Source organism: Lancefieldella parvula DSM 20469, from assembly GCF_000024225.1.
GTDB lineage: Bacteria > Actinomycetota > Coriobacteriia > Coriobacteriales > Atopobiaceae > Lancefieldella > Lancefieldella parvula.
In genome coordinates this window covers 62917-87840 of the sequence record NC_013203.1, presented here as the reverse complement: position 1 = coordinate 87840, position 24924 = coordinate 62917, and the positions used below count along the sequence as shown (strand labels likewise).

Annotated in this window: 19 protein-coding genes and 1 tRNA gene; 9 read left to right on the top strand and 11 right to left on the bottom strand. The window is 47.9% G+C overall.

What is annotated here, in order from left to right; all coding sequences use genetic code 11:
* Nucleotides 1–118 precede the first annotated feature (118 nt).
* On the top strand, nt 119–838 hold the full coding sequence (locus APAR_RS00420) for a GntR family transcriptional regulator (protein ID WP_012808173.1): 720 nt from the start codon (nt 119–121) through the stop codon (nt 836–838).
* 120 nt (nt 839–958) lie between these two features.
* Here APAR_RS00420 and yfcE read toward each other — a convergent pair whose 3' ends face one another.
* Nucleotides 959–1519 (bottom strand): phosphodiesterase, encoded by a 561-nt coding sequence (gene yfcE, locus APAR_RS00415; protein ID WP_012808172.1) that lies wholly within the window; start codon nt 1517–1519, stop codon nt 959–961.
* Between the two features lie 129 nt (nt 1520–1648).
* Nucleotides 1649–2632, bottom strand: coding sequence for a homoserine O-succinyltransferase (locus APAR_RS00410; RefSeq protein WP_012808171.1), 984 nt, complete (start codon nt 2630–2632; stop codon nt 1649–1651).
* A gap of 118 nt (nt 2633–2750) precedes the next feature.
* Between APAR_RS00410 and APAR_RS00405 the strand changes: the two genes are divergently transcribed.
* From APAR_RS00405 to APAR_RS00395, 3 genes are all read left to right on the top strand, one after another.
* On the top strand, nt 2751–4031 hold the full coding sequence (locus APAR_RS00405; protein WP_245526051.1) for a DEAD/DEAH box helicase: 1281 nt from the start codon (nt 2751–2753) through the stop codon (nt 4029–4031).
* A gap of 41 nt (nt 4032–4072) precedes the next feature.
* Nucleotides 4073–4453, top strand: coding sequence for a DUF1304 domain-containing protein (locus tag APAR_RS00400; RefSeq protein ID WP_012808169.1), 381 nt, complete (start codon nt 4073–4075; stop codon nt 4451–4453).
* An 84-nt stretch (nt 4454–4537) separates the two neighbouring features.
* Nucleotides 4538–5857, top strand: a complete 1320-nt coding sequence (locus APAR_RS00395) for a class I SAM-dependent rRNA methyltransferase (RefSeq protein ID WP_012808168.1) — start codon at nt 4538–4540, stop codon at nt 5855–5857.
* Nucleotides 5858–5859: 2 nt separating this feature from the next.
* On the opposite strand, the gene tadA is transcribed toward APAR_RS00395, so the two are convergent.
* Nucleotides 5860–6360 carry a tRNA adenosine(34) deaminase TadA gene (gene tadA, locus APAR_RS00390; protein WP_012808167.1) on the bottom strand — a complete coding sequence of 167 codons (501 nt, stop codon included), beginning with the start codon at nt 6358–6360 and terminating at the stop codon, nt 5860–5862.
* A gap of 190 nt (nt 6361–6550) precedes the next feature.
* Between tadA and APAR_RS00385 the strand changes: the two genes are divergently transcribed.
* The 4 genes from APAR_RS00385 (at nt 6551) to APAR_RS00370 (ending at nt 11164) form a co-directional block, all read left to right on the top strand.
* Nucleotides 6551–6641, top strand: a tRNA-Ser gene (locus APAR_RS00385).
* A gap of 276 nt (nt 6642–6917) precedes the next feature.
* A complete protein-coding gene (locus APAR_RS00380; protein WP_012808166.1) occupies nt 6918–7463 on the top strand; it encodes a LemA family protein in 546 nt (181 codons plus the stop codon).
* Between the two features lie 453 nt (nt 7464–7916).
* Nucleotides 7917–9794, top strand: a complete 1878-nt coding sequence (locus tag APAR_RS00375) for a magnesium transporter (RefSeq protein ID WP_012808165.1) — start codon at nt 7917–7919, stop codon at nt 9792–9794.
* A gap of 119 nt (nt 9795–9913) precedes the next feature.
* Nucleotides 9914–11164, top strand: a complete 1251-nt coding sequence (locus APAR_RS00370) for an Nramp family divalent metal transporter (protein ID WP_041654111.1) — start codon at nt 9914–9916, stop codon at nt 11162–11164.
* 100 nt (nt 11165–11264) lie between these two features.
* Here APAR_RS00370 and APAR_RS00365 read toward each other — a convergent pair whose 3' ends face one another.
* The 6 genes from APAR_RS00365 to APAR_RS00340 form a co-directional block, all read right to left on the bottom strand.
* Nucleotides 11265–12239, bottom strand: coding sequence for a hypothetical protein (locus tag APAR_RS00365; protein ID WP_012808163.1), 975 nt, complete (start codon nt 12237–12239; stop codon nt 11265–11267).
* Nucleotides 12240–12304: 65 nt separating this feature from the next.
* Nucleotides 12305–12766, bottom strand: a complete 462-nt coding sequence (locus APAR_RS00360) for a YtxH domain-containing protein (protein ID WP_012808162.1) — start codon at nt 12764–12766, stop codon at nt 12305–12307.
* Between the two features lie 57 nt (nt 12767–12823).
* The gene (locus APAR_RS07055; protein ID WP_012808161.1) at nt 12824–13678 is read right to left on the bottom strand and encodes a cyanophycin synthetase family protein; all 855 of its coding nucleotides are present in this window, start codon (nt 13676–13678) and stop codon (nt 12824–12826) included.
* Between the two features lie 46 nt (nt 13679–13724).
* Complete coding sequence (locus APAR_RS00350) at nt 13725–15068, bottom strand: hemolysin family protein (protein ID WP_012808160.1); 1344 nt, start codon at nt 15066–15068, stop codon at nt 13725–13727.
* An 807-nt stretch (nt 15069–15875) separates the two neighbouring features.
* Complete coding sequence (locus APAR_RS00345; RefSeq protein ID WP_012808159.1) at nt 15876–17078, bottom strand: FprA family A-type flavoprotein; 1203 nt, start codon at nt 17076–17078, stop codon at nt 15876–15878.
* Between the two features lie 145 nt (nt 17079–17223).
* Entirely contained in the window at nt 17224–18546 is a 1323-nt protein-coding gene (locus tag APAR_RS00340; RefSeq protein ID WP_012808158.1) for an MFS transporter, read from the bottom strand.
* A gap of 203 nt (nt 18547–18749) precedes the next feature.
* Between APAR_RS00340 and APAR_RS00335 the strand changes: the two genes are divergently transcribed.
* Nucleotides 18750–19844 (top strand): glycerol dehydrogenase, encoded by a 1095-nt coding sequence (locus tag APAR_RS00335; RefSeq protein WP_012808157.1) that lies wholly within the window; start codon nt 18750–18752, stop codon nt 19842–19844.
* Between the two features lie 273 nt (nt 19845–20117).
* On the opposite strand, the gene APAR_RS00330 is transcribed toward APAR_RS00335, so the two are convergent.
* On the bottom strand, nt 20118–21875 hold the full coding sequence (locus APAR_RS00330; protein WP_012808156.1) for a 1-deoxy-D-xylulose-5-phosphate synthase: 1758 nt from the start codon (nt 21873–21875) through the stop codon (nt 20118–20120).
* Between the two features lie 799 nt (nt 21876–22674).
* Entirely contained in the window at nt 22675–24750 is a 2076-nt protein-coding gene (locus tag APAR_RS00325; RefSeq protein ID WP_012808155.1) for an elongation factor G, read from the bottom strand.
* Nucleotides 24751–24924: the final 174 nt, after the last annotated feature.

Genomic DNA, 24924 nt, shown 5'->3' with positions numbered 1-24924 from the left:
TTAATAAATCTGACATGTCATATTATATAAGAAGATATGTCAAATAAATACACGTAGTATACTAGCCTAAATAAATTAAAATGCAATCTATAAATTGTTCTGTTTCAAAGGAATTAAGATGAACAAATACGACCTTATTGTTCAAGATATAAAGCAAGATATCTCCCTGGGTACCTACCCAGCATATTCTCGCCTACCTTCTGTAGCTCAGCTTTGTCAACAATATGAAGTGAGCAAGATTACCATTAACAAGGCACTTGAAGTGCTAGAACAACAAGGTCTTATCTTTAGACGTAAGGGTTCGGGCACATTTGTAAAAAAACTTGAAGAAGGAACTCAAATACGTCCGAGTAAAGAAGTCTCCGGACAAATGGAAGGTTTCATGGCTGAGCATACCGCTCGTGGTGAACGTGTCAAATCTATTGTATATACCTTTGAGGTTCAGCATCCATCAGAATACATTGCCAAAGCATTGGATATTAGTCCTGAAGATTTTGTATACCGCATTGTACGTGTACGCATTGTTGATGATGTTTCACAAGTTATTGAATACACCTATATGCCTATCGGTTTAATTCCAAATCTTAAAATGAAACATCTTGAGCATTCGATATATGCATATATTGAGAATACCCTTGAGCTTCGTATTGCCAACGCTCACCGTGTCATTAGAGCAGTCATGCCAACCACTCTTGAAGCTGAGCGTCTTTCTATAACTCCAAATGAACCTCTACTTGAAGTTGAACAAATAGGTTATATCGATGACGGCCGTGCTTTTGAATATTCTGTTGCACGCCATGCTCATGGCTATGAATTCATGACTATTTCTATGCACTAGCCGACTCGTATAGTGCTACAAAATAAGGCGAGAAGACCGATTGATCTTCTCGCCTTTTTACGTACGCAGGTAAACGGCTTATGACGCACGATGTGCGGATGAGCGCGATTTGCTCAATAACTACTCGCCAAGAATTACGTGCCTAAACTTACCATCCTCATAGATTCCGCAGCTATGGGTGCCGTCTTTTGGAATGCCCACGGAGCCTGGGTTGAACACGGTGACCTCTGGATGATCGGCGCTCTGCATGTTAACTTTTCTATGCGTGTGACCGTACACAAACGCGTCAAGGCTTGGCATCTGAGGCCACTTATCAACGCTGTTGTGAATACCAGGACCAAAGACATGACCGTGAGTAAAGAAGATAGTGAACTGCTTGCCAGTCTTTGGATCCTTGTCAAACAAGATGTTGTAATCAGCCATGCACGGAAAATCGAGAACCATCTGGTCAACCTCTGCCTCGCAATTTCCGCGAACAGCAATGACCTTATCGGAAATACTATTCAGCATTTCAATGACACGCTTTGGTGCATAATTTGCAGGAAGATCGTTACGAGGTCCGTGATAAAGCAGGTCTCCAAGAAGCAAAACATACTTTGGTTGCTCCTCCTCTATAACCTGCATGAGCTTCTCGCAATAGTCAGCAGCACCGTGAATATCTGATGCAATTACAACCTTCATCAACGTATCCTCTCTATACGTGTTTCTACACGTAGCTTCATACGCGTGTATCAATCAATTATTTTATTGTATTGATGGCGTCTAACCAGTTACAAGCGTTAGCAATTCGGTCACCGTGTAAATGCCTACCTAGAACCTACCGGTCATCCTTGCATCAGGATCGGCCTCGACAACACGCTGATGAAGATCTGTAATAGCCGCAGGTATCTTATTTGTATTGTACGGCGTCATCTGATACACCCAGTTAATCCAGTTGCGATACAGCAAATTAGCATGAGCACGCCAGGTGAACAGCGGCTGCTTTTCTGGATCGTTGTCAGGAAAATAATTCTCTGGCAAACGAATAGGCAGGCCTTTGTGGAAGTCACGCCAATACTCTTCTGCAAGAGTGTCACGGTCATATTCAAAATGACCGGTTACAAAAATCTCATGGAAATCTCTAGTAACGAGAAGCGCAGGGCCACTGGTAAATCCCTCAGAAAGCACAGCAAGCTCGGGATGATTTACTAGAGCTGATGTCTCAATCGCGGCATGACGAGAATGCGGCATGTAATGTACCTCGTCAAATCCATTGGTAAGAAAGCAATACTCGTCGCATAAACGCTGCGGAAAAATACCAAAGAGCTTAGCTCCTAGTATCTTCTTTGGGATGTCGTGCAAGTAGTACAGGCCAGCTAGTGCGCCCCAGCACAGATACATGGTGGAAAAGACATGTTCCTGAGACCAGTCAACAATGCGACAAAATTCATCCCAGTAGTCTACGTCTTCGTATTTGAGGTCCTCAATAGGAGCACCTGTAATAATCAAACCGTCGTAATTTTTATCTTTGAAGTCATCAAAAGTTGAATAAAACGTAACCAAATGGTCGGCGGAAGTATTTTTAGATTCATGCGAAGAGATACGCATAAAGTCACACGTCACCTGAATAGGAGACTTTGAAATCAGGCGGAGAATTTGTGTCTCAGTCTGAATTTTCTTAGGCATTAAATTCAAAATTGCCAGGCGAAGCGGGCGAATCTCCTGGTGTTCTGCAACTTCCTCCTCAAGCGCAAAAATGCGCTCTTCTTGCAGTGTCTTCTTAGCTGGTAAACCATCTGGAATATTAATTGGCATGGTAACTTCCTTTAGCTAATCGTTGCACATAAGTATACTTGTTTGTATGGAAATAACTTTTGCCGAGCTCGGGCTAAACGAGCAAATTTTAGCGGGCGTTACAACGCTTGGGTTTAGCGTGCCCACTCCCGTTCAAACTGCAGCAATTCCTGCTGTCCTGGCGGGTAAGGATGTTGTTGCATCTGCTCAAACAGGAACGGGCAAAACTGCAGCGTTTATGTTGCCTACGCTGCAGCGTATTGCTGTCGAGAAACACGACAAAGCCGAGAAACCTGACGGCAAACGCAATGCAGCCGCCGAGCGCAACGCAGTCGCCGAGCGCAACGCCAAACGCGGCACCGGCAAACGCAACGCGTATCCTCGTGCGCTCATCGTTACACCGACGAGAGAACTTGCAGCCCAAATTGACAACGTTGCCAAAAGCGTTTGCGCATCCACTGGTCAGCAAGCCGTCATTGTCACAGGTGGCGCTCACTACAAACACCAGATAGCCGCGCTGCAAAAAGGTTGCGACGTGCTGGTGGCAACACCCGGCCGTTTGATTGATCTTCTCGACAAGAAGCATACAAGCCTAGAGGACATCCAGGTGCTGGTACTCGATGAAGCAGACCGTATGCTTGACATGGGCTTTTGGCCAAGCGTGCACCGCATTATGGAACAGCTTCCCAAGGCACATCAAACGTTGCTCTTCTCGGCAACGCTCCCCGCGTCAATTACGTCAACCATAGATGCGCTGCTCAAAGACCCAGAGCGTATCGAGATTGCAAGAACCGGACAAACTGCAGCAACAATCGAGCAACATTTGTGCTCAGTTACCCAGGGACAAAAACCGCAGCTCTTGAAGGCACTTATCGACTCGTTTGATCCTGCGCCAGAGCGCGTTTTGGTCTTTTGCAGGACAAAGTCGCGCGTTGATAGCATTTATAAAAACCTCAAAGCTGCAGGTCTGAAAGTTGATGTTATGCATGCGGACCGTCCGCAAAAAGCTCGCGCAAAAGCTTTAGATCGATTCCGCAGCGCCTCTATTCAAATTCTTGTTGCAACCGACGTCATGAGCCGCGGCATTGATATCCAGGGCATTGACGTCGTCATTAACTTTGACGTACCTCTTGACCCCGAGGATTACGTTCACCGCATTGGCCGAACGGGCCGTGCCGGAGCCACAGGTCAGGCCTATACGTTCATGGGACCAGACGAGGTTACGCCGCTTAGAGAGATTGAGTACTTCACAAAAGCGTTAGTTCCTGCATGGGATCTACCTGGCTTTGGGTATGAAACAGGACGTATTATTTTGCAGGCGTCTCGTTCTACTTCCAAAACTACTCGTTCCATGTTTTCTGGCTCAAGAGCACGCGGAAGAAACTTTGGTTTTAGCGGAAGATATGGACGCCACACATAAGTGTTAAGGTACCTTAACCAAACGCTTAGTAAGGAGTTGCCATGTCTATTTTGTCAACCGTTGGTGCTATTGCTGCTATCTTAGCCGGTCTTCTACACGTCTTCATTTTCTATATGGAGTCTATTGCTTGGACCTCAGAAAAAGCTCGTTCAACTTTTGGCATGACAAAAGAAGAAGCCAATAATACCAAAGAAATGGCCTTTAATCAGGGATTCTACAACCTTATGCTTGCTATAGAGACACTTTTTGGCGTCTGTTTCATGTTTTTTGGCAACGTCATAGGTAAACCTCTTGCAATCTTTGGCGTTCTTTCAATGTTCAGCGCAGCAGCATTGCTGTTCTTCTCTTCGCCAGATAAACGCAGCGCCGCCATCAAACAAGGAACCCTCCCTCTTATTGCACTCATCCTGCTGTTTTTGTAACGTATTCCTACAGCTCATCAATACCGAGTGCGTTTATGTGCCCGGCACTTTATTTTTTACATTTTTCTTACGAGAAAGAACATCATGAAGCAACTTCGCCCTTATCCTCAGGTTATTGTCACCAAGAAAGCAGCTCGCGCACTTGCGGGCGGGCATCCTTGGGTCTTTGAGGGTGAGGTTATCCGTGTAGAGCCGTCTCCAGAAAGTGGCGAGCATGCACAAAATGGTTGCATTGTTGATGTCTTTGAGGAGAACGGCACCTACCAGGGAACCGGTCTTCTGTCAGAAATGAGCAAGATTCGCGTCAGAATTGTGACAAGAAACGCCAACGATAGACTCAACGAAGCGTTTTGGAGCCGAAAAATTAGCTGGGCGTGGAAGCACCGAAAAACCATTATGGGAAACCGCGCTCTACCAGGTACTGAGTCCGATACCAATTGCTGCCGCGTTATCTTCTCTGAGGCCGATGGTTTTCCTGGCTTAATCGTTGACCGCTACGAGAATGTACTTGTTGCGCAGGTAGGAACCGTTGGCATGGAGCGTCTGCGCAACGTTATCTATCCTCTGCTGCTTGAGGTTTTATCTTCAGACGGCCAGGTAATTGATGGCATCTACGAAAGAAATGACTCTCCTTCACGCCTTAAAGAGGGACTTCCGCAATATAAGGGCTGGTGGACAGGTACCTCTCCTGACGAGAATGGCTTGATTGCAGAAAGTTCCCTTACCTCGCCTTCAACTCACGTTCTTGCAACCGAAAATGGACTCAAATTCAACCTTGACCTAGAGAACAGCCAGAAAACCGGCTTTTTCTTAGATCAAAAATACAACCGCCGAGCAGTTCGTCAACTTGCGCAAGGTCATCGTGTACTGGATTGCTTCTGTCACGTTGGTCCGTTTGGTCTAAACGCTACAGCAGGAGGAGCAGATTTTGTCCGCTGCGTAGATGTCAGCCAAACCGCCATTGACCTTGCACGCCAAAATGCGGAGCTCAACGGCTTGGCAGACCGCATAGACTTTACCTGTGCAAACGTTCTTGAATACCTGCCAGAACTGGCTCGCGACCGTACCCAGCTCAAAGCTGAGGGAGGTCCATTTGACCTTATCATTTTGGATCCGCCTGCATTCACCAAAACGCGCGACAAAGTCCGCAGCGCCATGCGTGGCTATAAAGAAATCAATGCAACAGCTATGAAGCTGCTACCTCGAGGCGGCTACCTAGCAACTTGTTCATGCTCTCACTTCATGACTAGAGATCTTCTCGCCCAGGCAATTGCCGAGGCAGCACACCATACCAACGTGCAGCTCAAACAAATTGAAGAGCGACAGCAAGCTCCTGACCACCCAATTCTTTGGGGTGTTCCTGAGAGTCACTATCTTGATTTCTTCATTTTCCAGGTGATTTAAAACTACAGCTTATTTATCTGTCGACGCTCTTTAAAGAAGGCTTTGAGCTGTGCAGATGCTTCTTCTGCTAGCACTCCTCCCAAAACCGCAAACTCGTGATTGAGTCTTGAATCACTGCTCACGTCAAATAACGTGCCTGTTGCGCCACCTTTGGGATCAAACGCGCCAAACACGCAGCGGTCAATACGAGCGTTGACCATCAAACCCGCGCACATCAAACAAGGTTCCAGCGTTACATACACCGTACAGCCCGAAAGTCTCCAACGACCAAGCTTCTTTGAAGCCTTCTGCATGGCGAGAAACTCAGCGTGCGCAGAAGGATCGTTATCAATCTCACGGCGATTATGTGCAACGGCAACAACTTCCCCACCACAAACCACAACTGCTCCGATAGGCACTTCTCCTATCTGAGCTGCGAGTTCTGCCTGTTCAAGAGCAAGTTTCATATACTTCTGATCAAGAGCAGCTTGTGGAGTTAAAGGCTCTTGCTCTTCATCACTCATAGCTACTCCTTATTTGTCCGATTGTTGTTGCAAATCAGTCAGAAATCTGACGCAAATCTTTTGCGATTCTGACACAAAGTCTTCGGGAATCTGACGCTTATTTTTCTGCTCTCAATTATGAAGCAAAACCTAACTTACTAAATCCCCTACTCGCAAAAAACTGAATTATGCGGTAGGATATTACCGCTTTGGAGAGGTGGCAGAGTGGTTGAATGCGGCGGTCTTGAAAACCGTTGAGCGGTGTCCCCGTTCCGAGGGTTCGAATCCCTCCCTCTCCGCCATTTTTGGCGGTCCTCAACTTCGCGTTTTACTTCTGTTTTATTTCCATTTTTCTCTCAGTTTTACTACGGCGTTTTTTAGAGCTTCCATTCCATTTCACGTCATTTCTAGCTCAACGTTCTTCTCGCCAGTGTGCAGGCGAGCATTCCATTCATCAAAAGACGTCCATCAAGTTAAAAGCTTTAATCAATAACGCCTTAGATTTTTACTTTTGGGTATAATTAACCTGTCCAAATGGATGACTGACACAGGATTGTCAGTGATTGAAAGGATTTAGCATGATAATTATTGCCGCAGTTGTAGTTATTGTCCTTTTGGTTTTCTGGGCCATTAGCATTCACAACAACATCATCCGCGCTAGTAACAAGTGTGACAACGCTTGGGCAGCTATCGATACGCAGCTTCAGCGCCGTAACGATCTGATTCCTAACCTAGTCAACACCGTTAAGGGTTACGCAGCTCACGAGTCTAAGACTTTTGAGGCAGTTACTTCTGCTCGTGCCGCAGTCGCAAATGCTCGCACTCCTGAAGAGAAGATGCAGGCTTCCGGCACTCTTTCCAACGCTCTGACCAACCTGTTTGCTGTTGTTGAAAACTACCCAGAGCTCAAGGCCAACGAGAACTTCCTGGAGCTTCAGTCAGAACTTGCTGACACCGAGAACCGCCTCAGCTACGCCCGCTTGAGCTACAACGATGTTGTCATGAACTACAACAACATCATCGCTGTCTTCCCAAACAACCTTCTTGCTGGTGGACGTTCCCCACGTACAAGCTTCCAGGTTACCGACGAGTCCACTCGTCAGGCACCAAACGTACAGTTCTAAGAGCTGTTTCGTTTACACTTTGTACCAGCACAGCTCGGTATCTGCGTTCCTGCAGGTATCGAGCTTTTTTGTGTGTAGCGCTATCTCGTGAACTAAGCTGGTCGTGCGCCACTTGCGCGCTGGTCACACGTTGCTTGCGCGCCACTCGCACGTTGCCCACAAGCCAGCTGCAGCCTAAATCAGAGCAGCTAGATTATGTGAAGAGTCTTTACAGTCTCGCAAGAAAATCGTTAAAATAACTACATCTGTGAATTGTCTTCGCAAGCACAATTCACGTCCTATTGGATGAAGAGAAAGGTCAGCATGAAACCTCGACCTCACAGTCGCTGACCTCTTGCGGTGTGCCGATTTGCACCGTGAGGGGTGAAATCGCAATGCAGTCCCGTGGCAAACTACGCGGAGTTTCTCGCACAGAGCCACGTTTGAGTCTTCGGACGCATGTAAGGAGCACACATGATTTATCTTTCCCAGTTAATGGGTAATCCGGTTCTAGATTCAGAAGGCGAGAAGATCGGTTCTGTCTCTGACCTAGGAATTGCTACCGGAGAAGTTTTTCCTCGCATTACTTCCCTTGCTTTTATGGGTCCTGGCCGTACACCAATGATGATTTCTTGGCGCAAGTATGTTGATACGTACGATGAGGATGTCATTAGGCTCAAAGTACCTTCAACTGAGATTCGTTTCTCATATCTGCAGCCTAACGAGGTTCTTCTCGCCAGAGATATTCTCAACAAGCAGATTGTTGATACACGCGGTATTCGCGTCGTTCGCGTAAATGACCTCAAACTTTCCGATACTAGTTCAACGCAGCTGCGTCTTCTGGGTGCAGAGGTTGGCGCACGCGGTCTGCTGCGCAGCCTTTCTCCCCAGCTTGAGCGCCTGGTCACGCGTATTGCGCGCGCCATGGGTCATCCTATGCAAGAGCGCATTATTGCGTGGAGTTATATGGATCTGGTTGAGCGCGATCTCTCCAACGTTAAGCTCTCCGTTTCCCACAAGACCCTGGATGAGCTGCACCCTGCTGACGTTGCTGACATTATCGAGCGCCTGGACTCTCGCCTACGTAGCCAGGTGTTTGCCCAGCTTGATGACGAGCAACGAGCCGGAGCAATGGCGGAGTTCAACGACGACGCTATGGCGGTTGAGCTCATCGGCGGCTTGAACGAAAAAGAAGCATCCCGTATCCTGTCCGAGATGGATCCAGACGACGCAGCCGAACTAGTTTCTGAGCTCAGTTACGATCGTGCCGAGAAACTCTTGCGTTTAATGGGCGTTAAAGAACAACGTGCTATTAGACAGCTTCTTGGATATCGTGAAGATACTGCTGGTCGTATTATGACCTCCGAGGCGCTTTCTGTTCCAGAAAATCAAAACGTTGCCTACGCTTTTGAACAACTTCGTAATCTTGATGAAGACTTTGAAACAGTCCGCTACCTCTATCTTACTGATGAAGACAATCGTCTATCAGGAACAGTCACCCTCAATCGTTTAATTGTTTCTGATCCTGAGACGCGCCTTGAAGATATTGCAAATAAAAACCTAGTTACCGCTTCACCAGAAGATGACCAAGAAGAGGTTGCACGTAATATTGCAAAATATAATCTCCTTGCAATGCCCGTTGTTTCAGACGAAGGTCGTCTATTAGGAATTGTTACCGTTGACGACGCTCTTGATGTTCTTGAAGAAGAGCACGCTGAAGACTTGCAAATTGCTGGTGGTGGCAGCAGAGATTCTGACAATGGTGAGCGCGGCCGCGATCTCATTTGGTTCTTGCATCGCAACCTCTGGCTTGTTTTTTGGGTTGCCGCTATCATATTGATGGCATTTAGCGTAACTGCCTGGTTTGGCGATCCTCTTTATGGTATCTGCGCAGCACTTTGCACTATAACCATGCCAATTTCCCTTAACATAAGCGAGAATACCGTCAACTATGTCACAAACTTCTTCCTATCGGATGACCCAGGAAGCGAAGATTCTCCTTCTATTTTAGGTTATGCATTCCGCTCCCTGCTTTTAGGTCTTTTGGTAAGCGGCTTAATCTGTTTACTAGGTGCTGTTGCCCATGCGCTGCTGCAAGTTCTTATGACTTCTTATGACTCAACATTTGGAATCTATTACGGCGTTGTATTGAATCATATTATTATGCAAATATTTGCTGCAGCTGCTGGTTCAACACTCATCTCTTTTTTGCTTACGCCAATTTTTCTTGCTGTTCTTCGTTATCGTGACCAAAAGAATCTGGAAACTTCTGGACTCACCCTTACCCTTATTTCCATGGGAATTTCAACTATCAGCTTCCTGATTATCTTGTGTGCCTCTACACTTTTATAGGCGTGATGTTCATGGTTAAACAGGATCATCTCCTCAAAAATTCAAGAGACCCACAACAAGACGTTGTCACCTCACACCAAAATGCAAGCCAAAATATAGTAGATTCAAATCCATCTGAGATGGTTGCTTCTAAAAAAACAAACGTTAACAAGAGCAGCTTAAAATATATTTTACTTGCGATGGGTCCAGGTCTTCTTGCTGCCTTTGCTGGAAACGACGCTGGCGGTATTGCAACCTATTCAAGCGCAGGCGCCACTTTTGGTTATTCCCAGCTGTGGACCGTGCCACTCATGTGCTTTCTGCTCATTGTTGTTCAAGAAACCGCAGCTCGAATGGGTTGTGTTACTGGTAAGGGCATTGCATCACTGGTACGTGAGCGCTTTGGTATCCGCTTGTCCACGCTGGCAATGGGAGCACTGCTGCTCTCCAACATTGCGGTTACCTTCTCCGAATTCGCAGGTATTGCGTCCAGTATGGAGCTCTTTGGCATTCCGACGTATGTATCAGTACCTATTAGCGCTCTGATGGTTTGGCTTTTAACCGTTGGTGGATCTTATCGCCGTATTGAGAAAATACTATTAGCCATCAGTTGTATTTTTGTCACATACATCATTGCAGGTATACTTGCACAACCTGATTGGGCAGAGGCGTTTCGAGTAACCATAATTCCTCAACCTTCCAGCGATCCCTCATATATCTCGCTGCTAGTCGCAAACATTGGTACCACCATCAGTCCGTACATGATCTTCTTGGTTGCATCAAATGTTGTCGAGAAAAACCTTGATACCAGCGATATTCCTGCTCAGCGTGCAGATAATGTTGCGGGCGCCATTTTGGCCGAAATCATTACCTGGTTCATCATGCTGACCACTGGTGCCGTGCTCTTCCCTCGCGGAATCTCTGTTGACTCCGCTGCCGATGCTGCTCGCGCCCTTGAACCACTTGCAGGTCAGTATGCAAGTACGCTTTTTGCGTTGGGCATGGTTGGCGCATCCTTCTTAGCAGCATGCGTTCTACCAGGCATTACCGCAAGTGCTATCTGCGAGGCTTTTGGTTGGGAGCGCGGAGCTGATCGCAGCTGGCAGGAAGCTCCCGTCTACCACAGCATTATTACAACTGTACTAGTTATTTCTGCGCTTGTTGTTCTGATTCCGGGTATGAGCCTCTTTGGTATCATGATGGCTGCCCAGGTCATCAATGGTATCCTGTTGCCAATTCTGCTCATCTTTATGGTTATTATTGCAGCCGACAAACACATCATGGGCAAGTACGCCAACGGTCGCATATGGAACGCGTTGACCTGGTTCACCATCGTCACCGTTATCATCCTGACCATCGTGATGTTCATTCTGCAGGCCATGGGCTTATAGCAAGTGCGCCACGCTACAACCTCCGCACAACTGTGACACAAAAATAGGGCGAGAAGATTGATCTTCTCGCCCTTTATAGTATGCATTTACCTGTAGTTTATTATTTACTTGCTTTGTCAAACTCGTCCTTGAAGCCAGAGAACATCTTGCCCATGCGACCTAGCTGCATACCAAAGCTCTTTGCAGCCTTGTTTGCGGTGGTCTTTGTGGTTGACTTGGTAGCAGCAGGTTTAGTAACAGACTTTTTTGCAGCAGCTTTATCTGCTACAACTTGTTCTTCTGGAGATAGCTTCTCAAGTTGAACACCCTCTGCAGCAACAGGTGCTGGACGCTCAGAATCGTCTTCAGCATCAGGCTCAGTTGCATCTTCGATAGCACGTTTTGCCTTAGCCAAAGTCTTACCCAGGGCAAACGCGCCCTTCTCGGTAGCCTCAGCAACAGCCTTGCCTGCCTTAGCTGTAGCCTCGGAAGCCTTAGCAGCAACTGCGGCATAACTCTCGCCTGCCTTAGCAGCAAGACCTCCGGTGAGCTGTGCGTCTGTCACCTCATCGGAGAGAACCATTACACCATTAGAGTAGCCAAGCAGCCACTCGGGCTTAATGGCAAACGAACCTACCAGCGCTTCTGATCCAGCACCGTCTCCCACAAGAAATACCGAGACCATGCCTGTAGTTTGGTCAAACTCTGCACCGCTTACGTAGCCCAAGCTCTTTCCGCTTTTGGTGCGAGCTTCCATGCCGTGCCACAAAATGCAGTTATCAAAATCCAAGTTCAGTCGCATAATTGCGGCCTTATCAACGTTATTCTCGGGTTCTTTTACGCAAAGCCCCTGCTCAATAATTTCAAGCGACTCCAGCGTAACAAAAGCGTCATCTTGCTTAATCATGCCAGCAATATCGGGCTTCTGAACCATTACACCTACTACCTGCGAGGGCTTGCCTTGTTTGAATGGCGCAAACACAACGTTGTGAATTTTTCCTAACTTAGAAAAACGCTCTTCTCCCGCGTGCTTACCTTTTGTAGCAGGCTTTTTAGGGATAAAGACCTTTGCACCTAAGAGCTCGGTTGTTTTCACATGAAACCTCTCTATAAAAAACGGGACGTCACAAGGCGTCCCGTCACATTACTATTAAGCGGAGCTTAAGCCTCCTGGTAACCCTCGTCAGCATTCTCCTGATTATGGGACTCAACGTTCTCAATGCGAACTGCCTGAGCCTCAGCAGTTGTAGTAGTTGGCTCCGGAACAGCAAAAGAATCTGCAACAACATCAGCGGCATCTGCGACAGTGTTAGAAGCAGAGGTCACAGCATCAGAAAGTGACTCACGAAGCTGATCCATGCGCTCACGAGCAAGATCAACTTTTGCACGGAGTTCGTCGGTCTTTGCGTTAACAGTAGGCTTGACCTCGTCAATCTTAGTGCTCACAACCTTAGATGTACGCTCATAAGAATCAAGTGCGGAATCCCATGCGTCATTCACAGCATCTGCGGCCAAAGCACGAGTTTCCTCGCCAGAACGTGGAGCCAGAAAAATACCAGCTACAGCACCAGCAGCAGCACCAAAAACAGCACCTAAAAAGAAACCAGCAGACTTTTTGCTCATAAGTACCTCCTGTTAAACAGCAAAACGCTGTACGTAATCATACCGCAATAAGAGCGTTTATCGAACGGGCTTTGAACGAGGAACGTTAATCATGTTCCAGTCGTCTGGGACATCGGTGACTTCAGAGTCATCGGTAGCATTTTCAGCGGCCGTAGCGTCAGCCAGTTCATCAGCAGGCTCAGCCTCAGCGGTGGTAGACTCGGCAGCGTCGACATCGGTGTCAGCAGGCTTACTATCAGCTGCATCAACCCCTGCAACCTCAGCGTTATTCTCCTCAGCATCTGCGGCTTCAGCCTCAGCAGCATCGGCGGCCGCTGCATCATCGACGTCCTCAGAAGAGTTGTCGGCGGCGTAATCCTCTGCTTCTACGCTCTCTGCCTCAGATGCAGCGTCCACCTCAGGTTCTACGGAATCTGCAAGCTCATCGTTCTTCTCGCCATCAAGGCTCTGAATGAGCGCAACAAGGCCGGAAACAATTGCATTGATGTCTGGATCGGCCTCATCCTGGTTGCCATATGCCCAGTTGAGAAGCCATACAGCGCTAGACAACGAAGCTGCAACCAAAACGTCATCTGGGCATGCGAGGATAATCTCGTAGAGGCCGCGACGTGAATCTACCAGGGAAGTCTTGCCGGAAGAGACGTCTCCTGCAAGATTGGTCAGGGCTAGAAGCTCAACAGTTACGTGCTCAAGCAAGTGTGCAACCTCGGTGTCTTTGGCGACAAGCCCAAAACGAGCGTCAGCATCACCTAAGCACAGATGCTCGGAAAGACCAGGTAAAAGCTCAAGCACGCGCTCGGTTGCCTCAGCGTCTTCTGAGGTCAAACGTGGCGCTTTGGCCGAAAACTCAACGGTAGCGGTCAAATTTTTAGGTCCTACCACAACTTTTTTGATAGAAATCAACTGCGCCATTTCAACCTCTTTCTATTGGTTCACTCTATTGTAATCATTCTTTTAGCTACTCATTTTCTGATATGTCAGAGTTTTCGCTGGCTGGCTCAGATTCACCGTCTACCTGTGGTTCTGGTGCAATTACGCGAAGCAAAGACAAACGACGGCGACGCATTGACTGCACACGGAACACATAGCCATCCTTCTCAAACACCTCACCTGGGCGTGGCAGATGACCAGCCAAATCCAGCACAAAGCCCGCAATAGTCTCATACTCCTCGGACTCCCCTACCGGCCATCCAAGTTCATCTGCATCATTGAGCGAGAAACGACCATCTACCAGCCACTCTCTATCAGAGAGCTGCGTCAAGTACTTATTGTCTGGATCAAACTCATCCTCAATCTCGCCGACAATCTCCTCGACAATATCCTCAATGGTAATGACGCCGGCAGTTCCGCCGTACTCGTCAACTGCAATAACCATCTGGTCGCGGCTTGTCTGCATCTCGGTGAGCAGCGGAATGATATCTTTGGTATCGGGCACGTAATCAGCAGAACGCACGAAGCGCGCGATCTTCTCTTCACTTGCATGCTGGTCAAGTACCGGCTCCAGCAAATCTTTGATGTGGGCAATACCCACAATTCGATCGATATTCTCGTGGTAGATAGGGATGCGCGAGAAACCCGTCTGGCGCATAACGCGCAAGACTTCGCTGATAGTTGCGGTGTCCTCCATAGCGGTCATATCGACACGCGGAACCATAACTTCGCGAACAACGGTGTCACCCATCTCGATGACCTCGTGGATCATGGATTTTTCTTCTTCGGAGAGATCTCCGGAATCCTTAACGATGTAGCGAAGCTCCTCCTCGGTGACCTCTTGATAATCGTTAGTTGTATCAACGCCCATAAGCGTAGTGACCGCATCTGCTGCGGCAGACGTGATGAACACCAGTGGGCGCGCAATCTTCATAAACGCCCCCATAGGACCGACCACAGCCTTGGCCACTGCCTCGGCGTTTGCTAGACCAATACTCTTTGGGACCAGCTCGCCGATAACTACAGAGAAGAACGAAACAATCAATGTAATAACAACGACGGCCAAAGGAAGCGCTAGGTCAGCATGGACACCAATACTGACCAGCCAAGCGCCAAATGGCTCGGAAAGGCTCGTTGCCGCGAATGCCGAGGAAGCAAAGCCTACCAAAGTAATTGCGACCTGAATTGTTGCGAGAAAATATCCGCGATCGGCTGCAATATCAATGACCAACTGGGCCTTTAAGTCACCCTCGTCCACGTCTGCCTCAAGTGCGCCGCGACGAGCGCTGACAATGGCCATCTCAGCTGCAGAAAAGAAGCCGTTTACCAGGGTAAGCAGCAGAGTTATTGCAATACTTAACGCAATGTCCATCGAATGTATGGGCACCTACCTCTTCGAAGTTACTTTTTGTGTAGTCTATTGTACTCTAACGCGCTCTACCTTGTAGTCTGCAAGAATTTGACACAGTCTTGACACGAAACGCAGGTGCAAGTTACTCCAGCAATTACACCGCTGACGTAGCCAGTGAAAAAACGCCGAAAATAGGACAAAAGTCCGCTATTTAGTCAGTTTTATATCGCTGCGAAATCTTTTATATAAATATCTCAATTTATAAATAACTTAAACAAAGAAAACTGCAGGTAGATGAATTGCGAGAAAATCGGATCTTCTCGCCATAGGCTTAGGGGTCGATTTTAGGACCTCGAAAACACAGCAATGTCGGATAATCTGCATTTTTGGACCTAAAAAGCACACTTGTGTCGGATAATCTGTTGAAAATTGCCTCATTAACGTGCAAAACGGCCATTTTGAGCTTATTTTTGACAGATTATCCGACATTGCTGTGTTCGACGACTTCAAAAACTGCCAAAAACGCAGACTATTGTACTTTGCGGTGCTAGAAGTGGACATAATGTCCAGTTTTGGAGGCACGCTTTATTTTGAGAGACACTTTTTGCTGCAGAGTCATCTGTTGCCGCATACTTGTGCTGTAACCGTACATAAAAAACCTCGTATCCGAAGCGGATACGAGGGTCTAACCGTCATTTCATGCGACTCGTATAGACGTACCTTCTGTTCGCAGTAATGTTACGCCTGCCACGTCAAATCCGGGACCGTGAAGCCACCCAAAGCCGCACGTCGCACACGTCGCGCGCGTCGCGCGCATCGCAGCGCAGTTTACAGCTGTTTACCAGCCTCAACCAGATCTTTGACCTGAGCGCGAACAGCATCTAAATCTTCGTCGGAAGGAATCCAACCGATAGCGTGAGCGGGCAGTGGCATGGTAAACTCTGCCACCTCAAGCTCAGCCTGAACCATCTTTGGCCCAAGTGGAGCCCAACCGTAAGAGCCAAATGCAAAGCCAATGCGATGATCGTTCTTTGGGGAAAGACCAGTCATATAGGTTAGGAATGAAGAAACGGTAGGCAGGAATTTAGAGTTCAGCGTTGGTGAACCGACACAGACATACTTTGAATCCAGGAAGTGATACATAACGTCGGAGATGTGAGTCTCTTTAAGGTCGATGAGCTGAACAGGAATACCTTCAGCCAAGAAACCGTCGAGAAGAGCGTGAGCCATCTTGTCGGTTGAACCCCACATAGAGTCGTACACAACCAGGGCCTTCTCCTCAAGCTTACCCGATGTCCACTCCTCGTACTTGGAGATGATATCGGCAATATGAGAACGCCATGCAACACCGTGAGCTGGAGCGATAATATCAATGTTCTCCAGACCAATACCCTTAACTGCAGTAACAGCAGAGTCAGCCTGACGACCGTAAGGAAGAACGATGTTTGCATAATACTTGCGAGCCTGCTTCATAACCTCGCAATAGTCTGACTCGTCTTCAAAACGAGTGCTTGAAGCATAGTGCTGACCAAACGCATCGTTGGAGAAGAGAATCTTATCGTAGTCGGAATAAGTGACCATGTTGTCTGGCCAGTGAACCATTGGGGTCTGCACGAAGGTTAGAGTGCGCTTACCAATGTTGAGCGTATCGCCCGTCTTTACGCCGTTGACATTGATATTCTCGCCATAGAAAGCTTTGAGCTCCTTGACTCCCTGAGGTGCGCTTGCGTAGACCTCGGCGTTTGGTGCAAGCTCCAGAATACGAGGAACACTGCCGGAGTGGTCCATCTCAATGTGATTACAAATTAGAACGTCAATCTTTGCTGGGTCGATAATGCTCTTGATGCGCTCGACCAGCTCCTCGGAAAATGGACGCTTGACAGTATCAATAAGCGTGATTTTCTCGTCCAAAATAAGATATGCGTTGTAGGTAATACCCCGCTCAGTGGTATAACCGTGGAACTCGCGAGCGTTCCAGTCCAGGGCGCCTACAAAGTAGACATCGGGTTTGATTTCGACAGAACTAAGCATGCGTCCTCCAAAGACCACAGTGCGAAAATTTGACACTACAAGAATATCATTTAGCGCAGTTAGGTGATTCGTTTTAAGAAAGATTCCTAAAAACCGACAACCTAAATTCAACCCTTTAGCGCTCTATCAGTACATTTAGCAAACATTACGAAAAAGATTTTTTTGAATTTGCTTGTAGTACACAATATGCCAGAATTAGGCTAAGAATTACTATTGCTAGACAACCTAAGCAGATATATACCACTCCAAATCCTGCAGCATCAAGTCCAAAACCAATTATAGGATCAAAAACAACTGCAGTAATCTCGTCTATTTGATTTGAAACTGAAAGCAAAGTAGCACGATTTGTGCTGTTTGCAACTTGATTCATTTGCTTGCTTAACAAAATACTCAACATCGTCGATAACAAATTAATCGCTATATACACAAAAATGCATAGAGCAATACTCGAAAAGTTTCCATAAAACAGCAGTAATATAGCCATAAACAAAGCTATTGTAAAAATCAGCCGCACTTCTATACTTAACGAACCGCAAAGATTATTACTAAAATATGATTCATAAGATTCAGAATACCTTTTTATAAAAAAGGCAATCAGCCGTGATCCAAACAATTCACCTAAACTCACAGCTGCCGTAACGATTCCATAAAATTTTATATCAAATCCCATGGACTCTAAATTTGGAGCAACAAATTGACTGTAATTGCTTACCATTACTAATGAAATTGATGAAACAGCACATAGCACTAAAAAGAATCGATTTTTTATTAAGTTTTTAAATACTGTAATAAATTTCTTTATATTAATAAAAATTTTTCTAAAAATATTTTTAATTGAACATTCAATTAAAAGTGGATGCACATTACAACTCACACCTACATGTTTAGAATTTTTATATTCTGTTGCAAGAAAACAGCTAAAAAGATAGATAAAAATAGAAATTAAAAATGGAATCAACGGATTAATATCAAACAATAGAGGTGCAACTAATCGAACCGCAATTCTAATTTCAGACTGTACTCCAGTTATTCTTGAAAGAACTAAAGCATAAGGTTTACTTTTATCGTCCTCTGTGGTCACAAAACTGACTGACTCAAAGAGAAATGCGCTACCCGCCCCAGACTGAGAAGCATTAGCTAAAGCGAACAAAAATTCCGAAACTATCATCAAAAATAAATTATTTGCTAAAGTCAAAATAACAAGAGCTAAAAACCGTGACAATGCCGCTAATTTTAAAACTCGGTGATGCCCATAATGATCAGATACCCATCCAGTTGGAATTTCCAGCACCGCAGTCGCAATTGCACCAAAACTTTGCACTAATGCAATATCAAAATAATTTAAACCTCTCCAAAGATAATACAGCGTTATGACGGTCCAAATCAAAACACCTGAGTTGAGATAATTTGACCACGTATATAAGGAAATGTTTCTTTCCTGTATTTGCCTTTCATTTAATCTTGACATTTATTCCTCTTATGCCGTTCACAGCGCTGGCCATACAGGGAAGATGTGCCATTTTGTAAATCAACAATTACAGAACATCCCCCATAAAACAACAGTTTATACAATTCAGAATATTTAGACTCAAAAAATTTAATCGCTCCTCTTTACATTCAAAGTGCTACCGTAAATTACATAGGTCTAAACGTATCCGGAGAGGGGGACCTATGAAAATGTTACGCGCTATGCGTGAGCCACTGAAGTATGTTCAGGGCAAAAATGCTTGTCTCGAGTTCGAAAAAGAAATGGGCTACATGGGAAAGCGCTTCCTGTTTGTCTGCTCTAACAGCGGCTACAAAGCAGCTCACGACATGATCGAGCAGAGCTTTGAAGGCAAGGGCGACTATTACCGTCGCTACGAAATCTTCGGCGGCATTTCTTCTAACGGCGAGATTAACCGCATGAAGGCTATTGTCGAGGAGGACAACATCGACGTAGTCGTCGCAATCGGCGGCGGCAGCGCTGTTGACACTGCAAAGGCAACCGCATACTACGCTGGCAAGCGCATCGTTATTCTTCCTACCGTTGCAGCTACTGACGCTCCATGCACCGGCCTCTCCGTTATTTACAACGATGACGGTTCCTTTGACAAGTACCTCTTCTACCCACAGAACCCAGACGCAGTTATGGTCGACACTCAGATTATCGCTAACGCACCTGTTTCCTTCCTGGTAGCGGGCATGGGCGATGCACTGGGCACCTATTTTGAGGGTCGCGCATCCATCCGCACCGAGTCTCCTTCCCTTGAGGGAACCGGCATTACCCGCGTTGGTATGGCAGTTGCTAAGGAGTGCTACCTTACTCTTCGCGATTACGGTTCACAGGCAATTAAGGCTTGCGAGAACAACGTTGTAACCCCAGCTCTCGAGGCTATCTGCGAGGCAGCCGTCTACATGAGTGGCGTCGGCGCTGACAACGTTAACTGCGCAGCAGCTCACTCCTTCTACAACGGCCTTACCTCCCTTGGTGGCCACAGTGCACCTCACGGCAACTGCGTTGCTTTTGGTACCCTAGTCCAGCTTGTTCTTGAGGGCGTTCCTCAGGAGGAGTTTGATGAGGTCCAGGACTTCTGCCTTGAGGTTGGTCTGCCAACTACCCTCGAGGAGATTGGCATTACCACTGACGAGCAGATCAAGAAGATTGCTGAAGCTGCTTGTGTTCCTGGCGAGACCATCCACAACCTCGCTGGCGATGTCACTCCTGACGAACTCTACGCAGCTATTGTTCAGGCCGATGCTATGGGCCGCGCTCTTAAGGCTTAAGCTTCCAGCTCTACACGCCACCGCGACGGCAGCAAGTCGCAACAACGTGCCACAACGCGACAACGCACCGCAACGCGGCAGTAAGTCGCAACGGGGCGTTGCAACAACGTGCCGCAACGCGACAACGCACCACAACGCAAGCTCAGACGGCAAGTCGCAACGGGGCGTTGCAACAGCACACTTACTTGATACAAAAGAGGGACCGCATTTGCGGCCCCTCTTTTTTGTTGCAGTTTTGATGTGATAACGAGAAGTGCGGTGCTGCAGCAACACCTACAAACCCAACACCTGCTTGACGTCTGCAGCAATCAGTTCAGGGTCAAGGTGACTTTCTCGCATAAGATCTGCAATGTTGACGCGGTCGTAGAAGGCCTTCTTAACGCCGTAGTTCAGCACACGCGCGGAAGAAGTTCCCAGGTAACTGGCAATATTCTGTCCCCAACCACCCTCGATGATGCCATCTTCAATGGTTACGATGACGTCGTGATCTTTTACCAGGTTGTCGAGCAAATTTTCGTCGACGCCAGAGGCAAAATATGGCTTGACCAGCGTAGCTTCAATTCCCAAAGTAGAGTTTAGGGCCTCGACGGTTTTCTCGCCAAGGTCGTAGAAATCGCCCAGGGCAAGAACAGCCACCTTGGAGCCCTGACGCGTGACCTCGTAGGTGTTGAGGTCGTCAAAGTTTGTACGAACGGAACCTTCGACGTGAACCACAGGACCGGAAGAAATTGCGATGTAGACAGGGTGTTTATCCTGTTCAAGCGCCCAATCGAGCATAGCGATGTACTCCTCGGCGTTAGACGGTGCGAGGTACACCATGTTAGGGATGTTTGCGATCATGGAAATACTGCTGAGGCCCTGGTGAGTGGCGGCCATCAAGCCTCTAATGGAGCCGGAGCCCATAATAACCGCGGGATTCTGATTGAGCGACAGGTCCTGGGTTAACTGGTCGTAGGTACGTTGGATGAAGGTTGCACTTGAACCCCAAACTACGTGCGCGCCCGCGTGAGCCGCGCCGGAAGCCATTGCAACTGCGGTTTCTTCGGCAATGCCCACGTCAAGATAATGCTTTCCAAGCTCTTCTCGACGTTCCTGCGAAAGACCAAGTAGGCCAGGAACAGCTGACATGAGCACCAAGAACTTAGGATCGGTCTTTGCGCGCTTGAGCGCGTACTCTGCAAAAATTCCGGCGTACGACTCGGACGAACCGGACGCTGGGCTCTGACCAGTCTGGATGTCGAACGGCATATGCCAGTGCCACTTCTCCTTGTTTGCCTCCGCGGGAGCGTATCCCTTACCCTTGAGCGTATTAATGTGAACCACAACCGGGCGAGTCATATCTTTTACCTGCTCAAACGCGTCGATAAGAGCCTCAATGTTGTTGCCGTCGTTAACATACAGGTAGTCAAGGCCCATCGACTTGAAAAGGTTATTCTCGGCAGTTCCATTGGTGCGGCGCAGCTCAGCGAACTGGTCGTACATGCCGCCGTGATTCTCGGCAATGGACATCTGATTATCGTTGAAAACGATGATAAAGTTGCTGTTCAGCTCGCCAGCAACGTTTAAACCCTCGAGCGCTTCGCCGCCGGACATCGAGCCGTCGCCGATAACTGCGATGATATTCTCCTTGCCGCCCATAATGTCACGAGCCTTTGCCAGGCCAAGCGCCAAGCTGATAGACGTGGAAGTATGGCCAATCTTGAAGAGGTCATGCGGAGTCTCAGCAGGATCGGTGTAAGGAGACACCGAGTCATAGAGTGCGGGATCCATATATGCTTGCTTGCGGCCAGTGAGCATCTTGTGTGGATATGTCTGGTGCGAGACATCGTAAACGATATGGTCAACGGGCGAGTTGAATACGGTATGAAGCGCAATAGTTGCCTCAACAATACCAAAGTTTGGACCAAAATGGCCACCGTGTTTTGACTCCATGACCAGCAGATTTTCGCGAATCTCCTGGGCAAGCGTCAAGCGAGCTTTTGAGTCCAACTTCTTTACGTCTTCCGGTCCATTAATATGCTCTAGGTACATGTGCGACCTTTCTTTAAACGATACAGGAATAAGCAGCTTGTTTGCTGTATGACGTGCAGGATCTGCAGGATGAGTGGGCGCATGGGGTGCGTAGGGCGCAAGGCGCACGGGGTGCGTGCGGCCGGGTCAACCACACCGTACGAGCGACGCATTAGATACGCAGGTCAAACACGTGGCAATCTAAACATAACTTTGATGTACGAAGTTATGTTTGTAATTTACCCAGAATAAGTCCACGAATTTCTAGAAACCTGACTTTCTGCAGAATCTTTAGTCGCTTGCACTGTTTTGATAATGCCTGAACACACCTATGTCAGATAATCTGTCAAAAAGACGTATACATGACGCTGAAAATACCTAAAACATGCAAAATATCGTCATTAGATGTGTAAAATGCTCGTAATTGAGCAGAATATCCGACATAGATGTGTTTTGTAAACGCGGAATTTATCGATAGTTAGATTTTTTATACAAGACTATTCATCTTTTAGCATATTAGATGAAGTTTATTCATAGAGATGCATATCAAGTAGTACGACCACCTAGCTGTCCAGCTTTCTTGATCAGGAACACGGCGATTCATCTGCGTGACACGCCAACACTGCACTATTTTGTACGCCAAGCCTAAAACCCGACGCTAACACGCTGCAGAAACGCAAAAGAACCCTCGCACCTGAAAGATGCGAGGGCTCGTGATTGAAACGTTACGTCTACCTGCGGCTCAGCGCTCGCAGCGCGTCTGTGCTCACGGCACGTGCCGCGCCCGAAGTGCTCCTAGCAGCCACACTCAACCTGCGGCTTAGCGCTCACCGGCGGCGCGACGCTCGGCATACTCTGCAGCTAGACGAGCCTGGATATCATGTGGTACCTGCTCATATCCTGACAGCTCAACGGTATACTCACCCGTTCCTCGCGAGAGGGACCTCAGTCTTGTAGCATAATCGGTAACCTCAGCGTATGGAATCGTCGCCTTAATAGTAGTCTCACCAGCGGAAACACCGGTGCCAGAAGACATTCCCTCAACGCGACCACGGGAAGCGGAGACATCGCCCATAACGGAACCCGCATAGCTGTCTGGAACGGTAATCTCCAGGTGAGCCATAGGCTCCAACAAAACAGGTTCTGCCTGTTCAACAGCCTTTTGGAAACCAATGCGGGCAGCAGTCTTGAAAGCCATCTCGTTAGAGTCAACTGGATGGTAAGAGCCCTCGTAAACGGCAACCTTGATGTCAATCATAGGATAACCAGCCAAAACGCCTTCACGCATGGTCTCCTGAACGCCCTTATCAATAGCGGGGATGAAGCCGCGTGGAATATGCCCGCCTACAACCTCGTCGACAAACTCGTAGCCTGCGTCTGGGTTTGGCTCAATACGCAGCCAGCAGTCGCCGTACTGGCCGGAACCGCCAGTCTGCTTCTTGTGCCTACCCTGAGCACTTGCAACTCGACGGATCGTCTCGCGATACGGGATGCGGAGCGCAACTTTATGCGCAGAAACGCCGGCTCGCTGCTCAAGACGCTCGAGAAGAACAGCTACTTGTGCCTCACCAATTGCAGACACAATGGTCTGTCCGGTGTCCTCATCGCGTTCAACCTTAAGAGTTGGATCGGCGTCGGCTGCCTTCTCCAAAAATGCAAAGAGTTTGCCCTCGGTACCGCGCTCATCAGGCTCAATAGCCGTGCGATACAGAGAGTTAGGGAACCTAAATGCAGCAGCCTCAACCTTGCCAGTAACGGAAAGCGTATCACCCGTCATAGCCTCGAGCTTTGGAACTACTACGATATCGCCAGCTGCGGCGATGCTGACGTCAGACGTCTCTTTACCACACATGCGATACAAGTGAGAAAGGCGCTCAGGCTTGCGAGTACGCGCGTTGATAAGCTCGTCGCCTGCAGAAATGGTACCCGCCAGGACTTTCACAAACGTAAGCTTGCCGTTTTGTGAATCCTGCAACGACTTGAAAGCAAACGCAACAGGACGCTCATCATCAGGTGAAATATCAAGCTGCTCGCCGTTAACCAGCGGAATGCGACCAAAATCGGACATGGTTGGGAACCAGCCATCAATAGCGTCGAGTAGAGAGATGACACCCTCTTCGTGAACACAAGAACCGGAGAAAACAGGAACAAAAATGCGCTCCATAAGGGCCTTACCCAGCAGGCTCTCAAGCTCTTCCTGCGTAATCTCTCCGCCCTCAAGATAGCGCATCATAAGCTCATCATCGGCTTCAACAACCAACTCAGTTAGAGCGGATCGAGCAGCTTCTGCCTCTGCTTGGAACTCGGCAGGAATGTCAGTGACCTCAGGCTTGCCATCTACCAGCTTACGAGCCTTCTGATGAACAACGTCAATAATGCCAGAAAATGCCTCACCAGAACCCATTGGAATGGTCACCGCTCCAAGCGAAGAACCAAAACGGTCCTGAAGCATAGCCATTGCAGTCTCGTAGTCTGCATCAGGACGGTCCAGGCGATTAATGAACAATGCACGAGACAGAGAAAGGTCCTCAGCAGCAAACCAAAGCCTAGTAGTTATGGTGCCGGGTCCACTAGCTGCATCAACGACAAACAGCGCAGTTTCAACAGCGCTCATTGCCGAATAGGCGTCACCCACAAAGTCAGGATAACAAGGTGCGTCAAGCACGTTAATTCGCGTATTTTCCCAGGTAATTGGTGCGATAGTAGTAGAGATAGAAAATCCGCGCTCTGACTCTTGTGAATCGTAATCAAGCGTGGGCTTTGTGCCTGCGTGGCCGCCTAAACGAGTTGTTGCACCCGTCAGATGCAGCATTGCCTCGGCAAGCATGGTTTTGCCCACGCCACCTTGGCCCACCAGGACCACATTCTTTACCTTAGAAACATTTTTTTCGGCCATGATGCCTCCTCTGACTGCGGTAAGCAGCCGAGAAGATCAGCCGATAGTTCGCGCCCGAGTCTAGCGCGATATGCTTCGGCTCTTCCTGCTACTTACCGAACAAGAAAACCTCTAGCCACCCTACCGTACCGCAAAGCATAAAAAGAGACACCCACCATTCGATAAACGACATTT

Coding starts and splice junctions, on each gene's coding strand:
- APAR_RS00345 (WP_012808159.1), bottom strand. CDS start 17,078: ATGCTTAGTTCTGTCGAAATCAAACCCGATGTCTACTTTGTAGGCGCC.
- APAR_RS00360 (WP_012808162.1), bottom strand. CDS start 12,766: ATGAGCAAAAAGTCTGCTGGTTTCTTTTTAGGTGCTGTTTTTGGTGCT.
- APAR_RS00370 (WP_041654111.1), top strand. CDS start 9,914: ATGGTTGCTTCTAAAAAAACAAACGTTAACAAGAGCAGCTTAAAATAT.
- APAR_RS00395 (WP_012808168.1), top strand. CDS start 4,538: ATGAAGCAACTTCGCCCTTATCCTCAGGTTATTGTCACCAAGAAAGCA.
- APAR_RS00400 (WP_012808169.1), top strand. CDS start 4,073: ATGTCTATTTTGTCAACCGTTGGTGCTATTGCTGCTATCTTAGCCGGT.
- APAR_RS00420 (WP_012808173.1), top strand. CDS start 119: ATGAACAAATACGACCTTATTGTTCAAGATATAAAGCAAGATATCTCC.
- APAR_RS00335 (WP_012808157.1), top strand. CDS start 18,750: ATGAAAATGTTACGCGCTATGCGTGAGCCACTGAAGTATGTTCAGGGC.
- APAR_RS00330 (WP_012808156.1), bottom strand. CDS start 21,875: ATGTACCTAGAGCATATTAATGGACCGGAAGACGTAAAGAAGTTGGAC.
- APAR_RS00375 (WP_012808165.1), top strand. CDS start 7,917: ATGATTTATCTTTCCCAGTTAATGGGTAATCCGGTTCTAGATTCAGAA.
- yfcE (WP_012808172.1), bottom strand. CDS start 1,519: ATGAAGGTTGTAATTGCATCAGATATTCACGGTGCTGCTGACTATTGC.
- APAR_RS00325 (WP_012808155.1), bottom strand. CDS start 24,750: ATGGCCGAAAAAAATGTTTCTAAGGTAAAGAATGTGGTCCTGGTGGGC.
- tadA (WP_012808167.1), bottom strand. CDS start 6,360: ATGAGTGATGAAGAGCAAGAGCCTTTAACTCCACAAGCTGCTCTTGAT.
- APAR_RS07055 (WP_012808161.1), bottom strand. CDS start 13,678: ATGGCGCAGTTGATTTCTATCAAAAAAGTTGTGGTAGGACCTAAAAAT.
- APAR_RS00410 (WP_012808171.1), bottom strand. CDS start 2,632: ATGCCAATTAATATTCCAGATGGTTTACCAGCTAAGAAGACACTGCAA.
- APAR_RS00380 (WP_012808166.1), top strand. CDS start 6,918: ATGATAATTATTGCCGCAGTTGTAGTTATTGTCCTTTTGGTTTTCTGG.
- APAR_RS00350 (WP_012808160.1), bottom strand. CDS start 15,068: ATGGACATTGCGTTAAGTATTGCAATAACTCTGCTGCTTACCCTGGTA.
- APAR_RS00340 (WP_012808158.1), bottom strand. CDS start 18,546: ATGTCAAGATTAAATGAAAGGCAAATACAGGAAAGAAACATTTCCTTA.